Source organism: Rhodopirellula sp. UBA1907, assembly GCF_002337565.1.
GTDB lineage: Bacteria > Planctomycetota > Planctomycetia > Pirellulales > Pirellulaceae > Rhodopirellula > Rhodopirellula europaea.
In genome coordinates this window covers 17,208-30,178 of sequence record NZ_DDGH01000107.1, presented here as the reverse complement: position 1 = coordinate 30,178, position 12,971 = coordinate 17,208, and the positions used below count along the sequence as shown (strand labels likewise).

Below are 12,971 nucleotides of genomic sequence, written 5' to 3'. Positions count from 1 at the left end.
CCGCCGCCCATTCCTCCCATGCCGCCTCCCATGCCCATACCCATCGACATATCCATATCCATCATGTCCATGGAACTATCCATCCCGATCGTCTCTTCGGGGATCCCTGGTCCTGCCAACTCGAGGTCGGTGTAAGCTCGCCCCAACGATTCACTGAACCGTGGTGCCATCGCGACCTGCCTCGAAGGGCGCTGCAACTGATCCAACCTGGCCCGCACGACCGATCGCAGATCCATCGCGAATAGAACAGGGCTTCCGTCGATCAAGCTCAGCTCGACGCCTTCCCAATCCACACCTGACACATTCTCAACGATGCTGCGATGAATCAGTTGGTCGCCTTCGATTCGGTAGCTAACTTTCCACATCGGCACCGAACGCATCAAACCGATCGTGACCTCTCGCTCGGGTCCATCGCCGAACACAAATTCGACCGCATGGGTCGCCAGTTCGGCTGGACGAGCCTCATTTTCCAAGGCTTCTTTCAAACGAGCTTGAAACCCCTCATCCAAGGCGTCGATGGACTCGAAGTCATCCACCCACATCGAGCTCAATCCCGTCTCGGTCAACACGGTCATGACCTCACGCTCGATTCGTTGTTCATCAACAATCTCAGTGCGTTGCTCAATCGCGACCAGCGTGCCTTCGACCTTCTTGCCTGAATGCTCCGTCGCGACGATGCGCTGCCCCTTCATCGACACCAACAAATCGCCAAGCGTTCGTGTGTTGGGCGATGTTGTCGGCGGGTGCACCGGATCGCGAGATGACACCATCCGAATTTCACCCGGTGCCGAAGGATCCAGAATCCGAGACACGCGAATCGCTTCGTTCAGTTCGAACTCGCCGACCTCAACCCGAAAGATACCCGCACCGGTGATCTTGCCGCGAAATTCAAACCAACCTTTTCCGGCGGCGTGAAGCGTGACCGACCGAAGCGAAAGTTCCACTTCCGGAATCGCTTGATTCTCCGCCTCTTGGACCGGTGTTTTAGATGGCGGCTCCGTTGCCTCTTGAGCCGACAGCGGAATTGTGACGAGACACAACAACGAACCCAACAGCGTTCGGTTCCAACGGAAGCCATTCATGCCTGTATATCCAGAAGAGTCGAAGAGAAGCCTGAAACGCATCGGCTGGCGCCCACACGTCTGCCTCGATTCTAAACCGAGACAGTTCGGCAGTACGCCAAGAACACGACGAATCAGAGCCGACTTTCTTAGGACTCTCCGGACAAGAATTCAGCGTCAGCCGTTCGACTTGGACGCCGCTTCGCGTTTCAGCTCTTGAAAGCGATCCCGCATCTCAGCCAGTTGCTTTGCGTGGGCCGGATCGTTCACAAGATCATTTTCCTCGTGCGGATCTTCCGAGATGTGGAACAACTGCTCACGGTCGAACTCGGGCCAGTAGAAATACTTCCAGTCCTTTCTCACCAACGCTTCCGAGGTCGGAATGAAATTCTTGTCACGAATCGTGGGGTGTTCGTAGAAGAATTCCTCACGCCATTGGCCTTGGTCGGTGTCGTCGACACCATACAAAACCGACATATCGCGGCCTTGCATCGATCCGGGCACATCCGCACCAACGGCATTGAGAATCGTCGGTGCTAGGTCAACGCTGAGCGTGAAGTCTTCGTTCGTCGAACCATGTTTGTCCGCGGACATTCGTGGGTCACGAATGATCAACGGAACGCGAATGCTCTCTTGGTGCGGATACCACTTGTCGGCCAAGCCGTGCTCCGCGTGGTAGTAACCGTTGTCGGTCGTGAAGATCACCAACGTGTTGTCCAGCACGCCTTGCTCTTCCAGTTCTTTCAAAATCCGACCGCAAGTCGAATCAACTTCTGTTGCCAAGCGGTAGTAGTTCTTCATCATGATCTGATACTTCTCGGGCGTATCAAATCGCCAGTGATAACGATTGCGGCCTTCATTGCCGTCATTGGCAACAAACTCTGGCAAGCGATGGAAAGACTCATCCGTCGCGTTTGCGGGAACGGGGATCTCAACGTCTTGGTACAGATGCATGCTTTCCGGTTGCGGCAAAAACTGCTGCGGATTCCCGTCCTCGGCATGCGTCGCAAAGAAAGCGACGGTCAAACAGAACGGTTGATCCTTCGGACGTTTGCCCAGAAATTCCAACGCATCGTTTTCGTTTCGCTGCGTCACATGCACCTTCGATCCATCGGGCATCTTGAACCAGTGTCGGCCATAGTAGGACCGTCCGAAATCGAACTTCTCGCCGGGGAACTTTCCGTTGTGCCATTTGCCAACGTGCCCAACGTAGTACCCGTTGTCTCGCAGGATGCCCGGATAGGTTTGTTGCCAGGGTGTTTCAAACGGTTTGAAACCATCACAACCGTGCGAGGACATCCACTGTCCAGTGAACAAACACGCGCGACTGACACCGCAAATGGATGTCGTCACGCAGTTCTCCGTGAACCGCATGCCTTCGCTCGCAAGAGCATCCAAGGTGGGCGTTTTCACGACAGGATTTCCGGCCACTCCTAGCGTGTCATGACGCCAATCATCAGCGTACAAAACCACGACATTCATCGGAGCGTCGGATGCTTTTTCGGAGTCGCCCGAAGCGGCACTGACCGTGGACGACAAACTGCCAACCAGCAACGCGGCAAAAACGCTCAGGCAGATTGCTGGCGAGACGGGACGGAACCAAACCTTTCGGCACCAACTAGAAATCATGATATTTTGACAGGAGGGAGGTTTTTCGACGGGTGAGGACCACGGACGTGGTCGGGCGAGATAGAGTAACAGCTTTTCACAATAAAAATGCACTTTTGCGGCGAGAACCTCGATGCGATTCCCACTCAACTTGCGATCACCGTTCGCCATTTTCTTCATCATACTTCTCAGCTCCGTCGTTTGCGTTTCCTCGGCATTGGCCGAAACCAAAACGCATCCCAACGTGCTGATCCTGTACGCCGACGATCTCGGATACGGCGACCTGAACCTGCAGAATGCGGAATCGAAGATCCCGACACCGAACCTGGACCAACTCGCTCGATCAGGCATGCGGTTCACGGACGGTCACTCATCATCGGGAATTTGCACACCCAGTCGGTACGCATTGCTGACCGGACGCCATCACTGGCGAGATTTTCACGGCATCGTCAACGCGTTTGGTGAATCGGTTTTCGAACCCGAACAACTGACGCTGCCGGAGATGTTCCAAGAACACGGCTATCAAACCGCCGCGATCGGCAAGTGGCACCTTGGATGGGATTGGGATGCGATCAAAAAACCCGACGCAAAACCGTTCAGCCAAGGACGCAAAAAAGGATTCGGTCCCGAAGCGTTTGATTGGACGAAGTCGATCCCGGATGGACCTCTGGCTCACGGATTCGATTCGTACTTTGGCGACACCGTGATCAACTTCCCACCGTACTGCTGGATCGAAGACGACAAAGTCGTGAAGGCTCCCGACACGATCATGGACACCGCAAAGTGGAAACCGATCAAAGAGGGAAACTGGGAATGCCGTCCTGGCCCGATGACATCGGATTGGGATCCGTATCAAAACATTCCCACCACACTCGCACGTGGCGTGCAATTCATCGAATCGCAAAAAGAAAGCGACCAACCGTTCTTTCTATACTTCGCTTTTCCGGCGCCCCACGCGCCGATCATTCCCAACGACGAGTTCGACGGTCGATCGGGAGCGGGCCCCTACGGCGACTACGTTTGCGAAACCGACGACGCCTGCGGAAAACTGCTTCGAGCCTTGGAACAATCGGGACAACGCGACAACACGATTGTGATCTTCTCTGCCGACAACGGACCGGAACGTTACGCTTACGCTCGCGATGAAAAGTACGACCACTGGTCTTCGCAACCTTTCCGTGGATTGAAACGCGATCTTTACGAAGGCGGTCACCACGTGCCTTTCGTCATTCATTGGCCGGGCGTCGCCGATGCTGGATCGACCTGCGACGCCTTGGTATCTCAAGTCGACCTATTCGCGACGCTGGCGGAGATGCTTGGGCATTCGATCCCGGACGGACAAGCCAAAGATTCTCGCAGCCTGATGCCACTGCTGAAGGAACCCAAACAACAACATCGTCAGGCGCTGGTCCAGAACACTCGCGTCGACGAATACGCAATTCGCGATGGCAAGTGGTTGTTGATCGATGCCAAGAGTGGCTACGTCAGCGGTCGCAACAAAGGATGGGAATCACGCCGTCAAATTCCCGCCGACGACAAACTCCCGCACGAGCTTTACGACTTGTCCGTCGACATTGGCCAAAGCGAAAACGTCGCGAGCGAATACCCGGAAATCGTCAAGCGAATGAAAGCATTGCTGCAAACCATTCGTGAAGACGGTTATCCCGAATAGGATCGGTCGGACCAGCAAATTGCCGCAACACAAAGCGTCGATGCACTGACCGTTAAACTACTCGGCGAGTTGTCTCAGCTTGTCCTGGGCTGCCCCGGAATCGATCGCTTCGGCGGCAACTTCAACGCCCTCGGTGAGCGATGACACTCGACCAACCAACCGAAGTGCCGCGGCGCATCCCGCCAACACCGTGTCGCGGTGCGCTCCGGGGCTGCCTCCGAAAAGGTAGCGAATGATCTCAGCCGATTCGGGTGGATTGGCTGCGGCGAGTGCGTTCTGGTGAACCGGCGTCAGTCCAAAATCGGCTGGCATCCAGGTATGGCTTTGCTGAGTCCCGGATGCGACCTCGATGCACGATGTTTCTCCATCCAACGAGACTTCGTCTTGTCCGTCTTGAGCGTGCAAGACATAGCTTCGCTGCGTATCCAATTCCGCCAGTGCCGCGGCGATCTTTGTCTGCGTTTCGGGAGCCGCCGTCCCGAGCAATTGGTGAGTCGCTCCGGCCGGATTGCAAAGTGGCCCGAGCAAGTTGAAAAGCGTTGGCACAGCCAGCGTGCGTCGAACGGAAACAACATGCCGCATCGCAGGATGCAGCTTTGCCGCGAAACAAAAGCAAATGCCGATGTCGTTGAGTCGTCGCGAAACCTGATCGGGTTCGGATTCGATTTTGACGCCCAAACATTCCAGCACATCGGCCGATCCAGTCTTGCTGGTTGCACGTCGATTGCCATGCTTGGCGACGGCGACACCGCATGCTGATGCCAGGATCGCAACCGCGGTGGAAATGTTGAATGTCCCCGATCCGCTGCCGCCCGTGCCGCATGTGTCCAGCAACACGTCGTGGTCGTGATCGATCCGAGTCATGTGCTTTCGCATCGCCCGCGCCGCCCCGACCAACTCGCTCACCGCCTCGCCTTTTTCGCGAAGCGCCAGCAACAACTGGCCCACTTCTTCTTCATTGGCAGCACCTTGCAACATGGCATCGATCAAGGCACCGGTTTGCTCCGCCGACAAATCGTTGCCACCTCGCGCGTGAGTGATGGCATCCGAAAAAGAGAGCGAAGGGTCAGTCGAAGAATCAGTCATCAGCCTGGCAGGACAAGAGCATCAAAGCGTGCTTTCGCGACGCGACGTTGAGTTGAACGCCCCAAGTGTAGCTTGCCGCCACGATCCGAAGGAGCCAGCATCAAACGACGCCGTCTGGGCTCGCTTGCCCAGCGTCTTCACTCGCTGATCGCCTTCACTCGTTGCTCGATGTCTTCTCGATCGATTTGCCTGGACTCAGCCGGAAACGCGTAAGGCAGCAGGTACCAATCTTCGGTGAAGTCCACCTTCTCTCCCGGTGCCAAGTTTTCTGCCGGCCCGATCGGTTCCAATTCCACCAAATCCTTTTCCGGGTACCAAACCGAAACCGTCAGCCCCGCCAATTCGTTGTATGACCGTTCAGGAAAAGTCAGAAAACGCTTTACGAACAACTGGTCCGTCGGTGCCAGATACGCCAACCAACCCGCGTGGCTGTCGAAACCCAGTTTGGGAAATTCCGGCGTCGCGGAAACAACAACCGCATCCTCATCAACGTGAATGTTGGGCTCGGTTGGCCGCGAACGAATCAGGCCGTTTTCGTAGCGGACGTATCCTCGCGGGAACCGCACCGGCCCCGATCGAGGCACCAAGACAATTCCGCCGCCGACCGCAAACGTTCGGCTCCAGTGGCACAAACTGACCTGGCGATCGGATTCGTTGGCGATCGTTTGGGTGCATCTCAGATGAGCCCCCGTTTCGTCCAGCTCAAAAATTCGCGTCAATCGGGCTCCTGACTTTGGATCGTATTGGCTCGTCATCTTCACCGTGCGATCTGCAACGATTTCCGCTGTCCAGCGACCGTTCCAAAGCACGTTGCCTCGCTGGACAACCATTTCGGGGCCGATGTCGAATCGCCCAGCCGACAACTGACCGCGTCGATCCGTTTGACCCTTTTCGAATTGCTGCAGCGTCCACCCGGCATCTTCGGGATCCAGGTACAAAACATTCGTTCCACCGACCGAGTACTCCAACACTCGGCCACCCGCGGCCGGACAAAGCGTCACCACCGCATCACCGTTGCTGATGCGGAGACAATCGTCGTAGCCATGAAACGACACGACCGAAACACCGTCCGCTGCGGTTGCTTTGGCGGCAACGGGCAAGACCACTGCAAACAAGGTTGCCATGACGACGGCGATAAACACCGGTTGCTTCCGATTGAGGCAGAAAGATGGAGTGGACACGTGGGGCTCGTTTCGAAAACGCTGACTAAAATCACAACCGAGGCTGGTCAGTGGAAGAAACTTCTCCCACGTTGCCTCATCGTATCCAATCCAACTCCACTCCGGTGCGATTCGCGACCTGACCGAGGCGAGGGTCTCGCCCGGCCACCGGGAAGAACTTAGACTGGATGGCATGACCAGAAAGATCATCATCGACTGTGACCCCGGAATCGACGACGCCATTGCAATCACGATGGCGTTGTTTGATCCGCGACTCGACGTTGTCGCGATCACTCCCACCGCCGGAACCGTTGACGCGGCCCAGGCGAGCATCAATGCGATGGGGATTGTTGACCTGTTGGATCCGGCTCGATACCCGCAACTGGGAACCGCGGTCACTCCAGCCGATCCGCCCATGTTGGATGACAGCCATTTGAATGGCCCTGATGGATTGGCTGGATTCAACTTCCCGTCGGCCACGCGTCAAAACGATCATTCCAGTGACAAGTTGATGGCCGATCTGATTCGGCGTCATCCCGACGAGATCACCATCGTTTGCTTGGGACCACTGACCAACTTGGCTCGCGTTTGCCGGATGGATCCCGCCGTATTGCCTTTGATTGACAAAGTTGTCATCAGTGGCGGAGCGGTCTCGCACAGCGGCAACGCGACAGCCGTTTCCGAGATGAACTTCTTCTTTGATCCGTCCAGTGCCAAACAAGTCATCGCATCGGCAACAACCAAAAGCCTGGTTCCACTCGACGTGACCGACGCGGTCACCTTTGGCGTGGACCTGCTTGAAAAGTTGCCACCCGAAACAACTCGTGCGGGAGCCTTGTTGCACAAGATCCTGCCATACAAGTTTCGGATCTCGCATCAGAAACTTGGACGCGAAGTCGTTCCTTTGCAGGACGCGACCGCGTTGATCTCAGTCATTGAACCCGAAATGTTTCAGTGGGATGAAATGGCCGGCGACGTTGAAGTCAACGGCGCACTGACTCGCGGCATGACCGTTTTCGACCGGCGTTTACGACCGGAGTGGAGTGTCAACATGGAAGTGGCTCGCCGAGCCAGCATCACCGATGTTCGAGATGCCATCGTGCGTAGCATTCGTTACGCCGGCCAACAAACTCGCTAGGTCAACACTTCCAATGGAATGGATGTTGATGGCGTTGGTGTCCGCCGGATTGCTCGGGGTCTATGACCTCGCAAAGAAACTGGCCGCTCGCGAGAACGCGGTGCCAATGGTTTTGTTTGCTTCCGCTTGCATTGCGACAACCATTTGGGGACCGCTGTTGATCGCGCAGCAATTTGCCGGCGATGCCTTCCCGATCGAGTTCTTAAAAGTCCAGCCGCTGACTTGGACCGATCATGGCAAGCTGTTGGCAAAGAGTGTTCTCGTCGGAGCATCTTGGACGCTTGCGTTATTCGCACTGAAACACTTGCCGCTGTCCATCGCTGCACCGATTCGATCCACCAGTCCCGTTTGGACGATCGCGATTGCCATTGGCGTGCTGGGTGAAAGACCCGCGATGATGCAATGGGCCGGCATCGCGATCGTCATTGCATCGTTCTGGTTGTTCTCGACGATCGGAAAATCTGAGGGCATCGCGTTCACGACCAATCGCTGGGTCGGCTGCATGTTGCTGGCAACACTGCTGGGATCGTTCAGCTCCATCTACGACAAATATCTATTGCAAGGTGGTGGTTATTCACCGGCAACCGTTCAAGCTTGGTTCACGATATACATGTTGCCGGTGATGACTCCGCTGGCACTGCATTGGTGGTTCAACCAACGTCGGTTAGCGGGTCACGATGAAAGCGCGACCCGAGCGACGCAAGCTGAAACGGCGACGATGCCTTTGCCGGAGGACTTGTCAACGAAGGAGACTGCAAACAGGACGACGGAACGTTCATCCGCGATCGAAACGGCAAAGGGAACCATTCCAGGTTCGTCCACGTCCAAGTTTGAGTTCCGCACGGCGGTTTGGTGCATCAGCCCTCTGCTGTTAGCAGCAGACATGGTCTACTTCACCGCCATGGCGAACCCAGACGCGATGGTTTCTGTCATTTCGACGCTGCGGAGATGCAGCGTCGTTGTCGCGTTGGTATTGGGAGCATCTCGGCTGGGCGAAGTGAACCTTCAGCGGAAGGCATTTTGCGTGGCGGGCATTTTATTCGGTGCTGCCATGATCCTTCTGGGGAAATGAACCCCTTCAATTGTCGCGACCGGCATATTCATCCCCCCTGTTATTTTTTAGCGTTCGACGAAACCACAATCCCAAGTCAAGATAGTGTCCGACGCTTAGTGTTAACGCGTCCCCGCAGCCAATGTGTCAGCTGCTGGTTTACGTTTGGTGACATGGAAGCCGCCGCGACGGTATGAATGGTATGCCTGCAACCACACGCTACGAACCTGTTCCGACGATCACTTATCTCGGAGAGGAATCCAGCCAATGCGATCCCAAATTGGTATCGCGTTACGATGAGCTGACGCGTCGACGCAAAATCAACTGGACCGGTCACTACAACCTTCGCCGAATGCTGGGCCGGGGTGGTCAGGGCGAGGTTTACCTGACCGAGCACCGAGGCACCGACGGATTCACCGTTCCCGTGGCGATGAAGATCTTTTCGCCGGAACGGTTCCCTGACGCTCGTTCGTACGACGAAGCGATGCAACGAATCGCGTCGATCGCCGCTCGCATCGCGTTGATCCAGCACGACAACTTGCTGGACGTTCAAAACTTTTTCGAACGCGATCGCATCCGCGTGATGCTGATGGAATGGGTCGATGGATACGATCTCCGGCAGTTGGTCATGCCGAAGTGCCTGGAATTGCTGCGTGACCACATCACGCCAAAGCGGTGGAAATACATCAATGATGTGATCATCACCGAAGGCCCCGAGCAATCTCGATTCAAACCTGGCGTCGCCGTCGCGATCGTTCGCGAATGCTTGGCGGCGCTAGCGGCACTGCACCGTGACGGAATCGTTCACGGCGATGTCAAACCTGCCAACATTATGCTCAAACGCAGTGGGCATGCGAAACTGATCGACATGGGTTCGTCCATCGATTATCGCAACCCGCCGAAGGATCGCGAATGCACTCCGCTATACGCGGCTCCGGAAGTCCTCGACAACCTCGACGCGACTCCGCGCAGTGACTTGGCCAGCGTTGGATACGTGCTGGTTGAGCTGTTGTCCGGTTTCAATCCGTTCAACAACACGAAGAATTTGGGTGAACTTCTGCAAGCAAAACGCGAACTCCCGATGAATCTGGAACGGATTCTTCCCGAGGAAGTTCTGCGAAACGCTTTGTTGATGAATTTTTTGCGAGGCCTGATTGCCCCCGATCCAACGCTTCGATTCGTCAGCGCCGAGGCGGCTGAGCACGTGGAACAGGGCGCAGCGGCATTCCATCGACAGCTCATCATTGGCAATATGTCGACGGAATACGACAATGACATTCGCTTGTGGTTGGAAGAGCTTCGCCGGTTGGAAAACGACTGACGGCTTCCGACCCATCGGACCACCTCCAACCAACCCCCAAGACAAACTCCATGGACAGTGCCCACTTGAGGCTGGCCGTCGACGCGGCGCGTGCCGGAGCCGCTGAATTGATGTCGCGACGCGATCACCGCGTTGTGAGTGAGAAAGGCCCCAAAGATCTGGTGACCGATGCCGACTTGGCATCTCAAAAAGCCATTCGTGACTTGCTGGTCGGGGCTTACCCGGACTATGCGTTCGTTGGCGAAGAAGAGGGCGAAAACGATCCGCCCGCCAACATCCGAGCGGGCGATCCCGACGCTCCGCCTTGCTGGGTGGTCGACCCGCTGGACGGAACGGTCAATTTCGTTCACCGCCTGCAAAGCTTCGCTGTTTCGATCGGCTTGTACGCGGCTGGCAAAATGCGGTTGGGAGTGATCTACGATCCCACGCGAGACGAAATGTTCACCGCGATTGATGGTCAAGGCGCCCACTGCAACGATCAAAAGATGTCCGCCAGTGGTTGCACCGACATCGAGGAAAGCTTGGTCGCGTGCAGTTTCCGCGCGGGTGTCACCGCCGACTCGCCCGAAGTCACTCGCTTTGTGAAGGTGCTCGAGAAGTGCCGTTCGCTGCGACGCTTGGGTTCGTGCGCGCTCAATATGTGCTACGTCGCCGACGGACGCCTCGATGGTTACTGGGCCACCAATGTTGCCGCCTGGGATTCTGCCGCCGGCACCGTGATCGCTCGTGAATCCGGCGCGATCTTGGAAGGCTACGGTGGCCAGGAATTCGATGATTGGAATCCGAAGTTCTGCGTCTCGGCAACGCCCGAACTGCAATCGCTTTTGACGAAACAACTGAGCGGAACATGATCATCGATCCAAACGATGTGTCGATCGGCGCGGTCTATGAATCCATGGTCGCGTTGATCACGCCGCGACCGATCGCCTGGGTTTCGACGCTCTCCGCCGATGGGGTCGCGAATTTGGCGCCGTACAGTTTTTTTGGCGGCGTCGGGGCGAACCCGCCCACTGTGATGTTTTGTCCGGTCAACCGTTTGGATGGAACTCCCAAGGACACGCTCGCCAATGTTCGTGCCAACGGCCAATTTGTGGTCAACGTCGTCACCGAAGAATTCGCCGAAACGATGAAGCAATCCGCAACGGACGTCCGTCCGGACGAGGATGAATTTGTCCTGACCGGATTGCAAAAGGCTCCTTCGGTCAAAGTCAAAGTGCCTCGAGTTGCTGATGTGGTTGCGGCGATGGAATGCGAAATGTTGACGTCGATGCAATTGGGCCCCGGACGCGGCGGAGCCAATTTGGTTGTTGGACGCATTGTCTCCTTTTATGTTGCCGATTCCGTCGTCGGAAAAAATGGGCTGCCTGATCCCGAGCAAATCTTCACGATCGGTCGGATGGGTGGTCCGAGGTACACACGCACTCGTGATCGTTTCGAATGACAATCCCTTGCAATTAGGAATATCCTTGCAAAAAGCCCCCGATCATTGGGGTTGCTAGCGAAGGCAATTGACAAAGCGCACAACGCGACTTAGCGATCGAATCAATAGGCTTCCACGCAAGTCTATTGGTTTGGAGCATCGTTGCATTGATAGTAAGATAGATCATCCCGCCTACCCAACCTCCTTCCTTCCTGGGTTCCTAGATGATCTGGAACGTCTTCGCGTCCCGTCGCACGATTGGATGGTTTGCTGTCTTGTTGCTTTCATGCACTGCCATATCCGGCACTGCATCCGCGGAAGAAACAGTTTCCAAAGCTGAGATCGATTTTGCACGCGACATTCGTCCGATCCTTTCGGATCATTGCTTTGCATGCCACGGGCCGGACGAACACGATCGGCAAGCCGGTGTCCGGTTGGACTCAGCGGAAGGGATCGCTGATGTCATCGACCAAGACGAATGGCAGGCGAGTTTGTTGATCGAGCGAATTGCGACCGACGATTCCGACATGATCATGCCGCCGGAAGATTTCCACAAACCGCTGTCGCCCAAACAGATTGAGTTGCTCAACCAATGGGTTTCCGAAGGTGCGGTTTATGCATCGCACTGGGCCTTCGCGACACCTCGCCGTCACGAACTGCCATCGGGTGCCGATGCCGACTCAACCGATTCGGATCGCATCGATCAATGGATTGATGTTCAACTGAAATCGTTGGGATTGTCCGCTGCGGGATCTGCTGATCGACGCTCACTTGCTCGTCGCGTGTCGTTCGATCTCACCGGTTTGCCACCCAAACTGGAACGAGTCGAAGCATTCGTTGCTGACTCATCGCCGAACGCCTACGAAGACTATGTCGACGAACTGCTTGCTTCGCCGGACTATGGCGAACACATGGCGAGGTATTGGTTGGACCTAGTCCGCTATGGCGACACTCACGGTTTGCACTTGGACAACTACCGTGAAATGTGGCCCTACCGCGACTGGGTCATCGACGCTTTCAATCAAAACATGTCCTTCAACCAATTCATCACCCGGCAACTGGCGGGTGATTTGTTCCCCGAAACGGACGAGGCCGAAACGCTTCGCAACCAAATTGCCAGCGGATTCAACCGACTGAACGTGACGACCAACGAAGGCGGTTCGATCTACGATGAAGTCTTTGCTCGCAACGTCATCGACCGCACCGATTCTTTTGGCACGATCTTCCTAGGATTGACCACGGGATGCTCCGTCTGCCACGACCACAAATTCGATCCCATCACGCAGAAGGACTACTTCGCGCTGTCCGCGTTCTTCAACTCGTTGGACGGGCGAGCAATGGATGGCAACAACAAAGCTCACCCGCCAGTCGTCCGTGTTCCTTCCCCCGAACAATCAGCCGAGCTGAAGCAAATTGCTTCCGACCTCGCTGACCTGAAAGCCGAGATGGCGGGT

The 12,971-nt window shown here is 56.0% G+C and carries 10 protein-coding genes and 1 pseudogene; 7 read left to right on the top strand and 4 right to left on the bottom strand.

Annotated elements, in window-relative coordinates; translation table 11 throughout:
* Both B2R17_RS26850 and B2R17_RS26845 read right to left on the bottom strand, forming a co-directional pair.
* A pseudogene (locus B2R17_RS26850) lies at window positions 1-1,082 on the bottom strand (hypothetical protein); the annotation flags it as partial.
* Window positions 1,083-1,238: 156 nt separating this feature from the next.
* Window positions 1,239-2,690 carry a sulfatase family protein gene (locus B2R17_RS26845; RefSeq protein ID WP_286766417.1) on the bottom strand — a complete coding sequence of 484 codons (1,452 nt, stop codon included), beginning with the start codon at window positions 2,688-2,690 and terminating at the stop codon, window positions 1,239-1,241.
* Between the two features lie 112 nt (window positions 2,691-2,802).
* Between B2R17_RS26845 and B2R17_RS26840 the strand changes: the two genes are divergently transcribed.
* Window positions 2,803-4,341 carry a sulfatase family protein gene (locus tag B2R17_RS26840; protein ID WP_286766416.1) on the top strand — a complete coding sequence of 513 codons (1,539 nt, stop codon included), beginning with the start codon at window positions 2,803-2,805 and terminating at the stop codon, window positions 4,339-4,341.
* Between the two features lie 57 nt (window positions 4,342-4,398).
* Here B2R17_RS26840 and trpD read toward each other — a convergent pair whose 3' ends face one another.
* Entirely contained in the window at window positions 4,399-5,427 is a 1,029-nt protein-coding gene (gene trpD, locus B2R17_RS26835; RefSeq protein WP_286766415.1) for an anthranilate phosphoribosyltransferase, read from the bottom strand.
* A 137-nt stretch (window positions 5,428-5,564) separates the two neighbouring features.
* A complete protein-coding gene (locus B2R17_RS26830; RefSeq protein WP_286766414.1) occupies window positions 5,565-6,608 on the bottom strand; it encodes a hypothetical protein in 1,044 nt (347 codons plus the stop codon).
* Between the two features lie 172 nt (window positions 6,609-6,780).
* Between B2R17_RS26830 and B2R17_RS26825 the strand changes: the two genes are divergently transcribed.
* From B2R17_RS26825 to B2R17_RS26800, 6 genes are all read left to right on the top strand, one after another.
* A complete protein-coding gene (locus tag B2R17_RS26825; RefSeq protein WP_008658527.1) occupies window positions 6,781-7,725 on the top strand; it encodes a nucleoside hydrolase in 945 nt (314 codons plus the stop codon).
* A 28-nt stretch (window positions 7,726-7,753) separates the two neighbouring features.
* The gene (locus tag B2R17_RS26820) at window positions 7,754-8,797 is read left to right on the top strand and encodes an EamA family transporter (RefSeq protein ID WP_286766413.1); all 1,044 of its coding nucleotides are present in this window, start codon (window positions 7,754-7,756) and stop codon (window positions 8,795-8,797) included.
* A 181-nt stretch (window positions 8,798-8,978) separates the two neighbouring features.
* Window positions 8,979-10,097, top strand: coding sequence for a serine/threonine-protein kinase (locus tag B2R17_RS26815; protein ID WP_007324953.1), 1,119 nt, complete (start codon window positions 8,979-8,981; stop codon window positions 10,095-10,097).
* 50 nt (window positions 10,098-10,147) lie between these two features.
* A complete protein-coding gene (locus tag B2R17_RS26810) occupies window positions 10,148-10,948 on the top strand; it encodes an inositol monophosphatase family protein (RefSeq protein WP_286766412.1) in 801 nt (266 codons plus the stop codon).
* Window positions 10,945-11,538 carry a flavin reductase family protein gene (locus B2R17_RS26805; RefSeq protein ID WP_008658521.1) on the top strand — a complete coding sequence of 198 codons (594 nt, stop codon included), beginning with the start codon at window positions 10,945-10,947 and terminating at the stop codon, window positions 11,536-11,538. Before B2R17_RS26810 ends, B2R17_RS26805 begins: the two co-directional genes overlap by 4 nt.
* Before the next feature lie 203 nt (window positions 11,539-11,741).
* A partial coding sequence (locus B2R17_RS26800) for a DUF1549 domain-containing protein (RefSeq protein ID WP_286766411.1) occupies window positions 11,742-12,971 on the top strand: 1,230 nt, incomplete at its 3' end.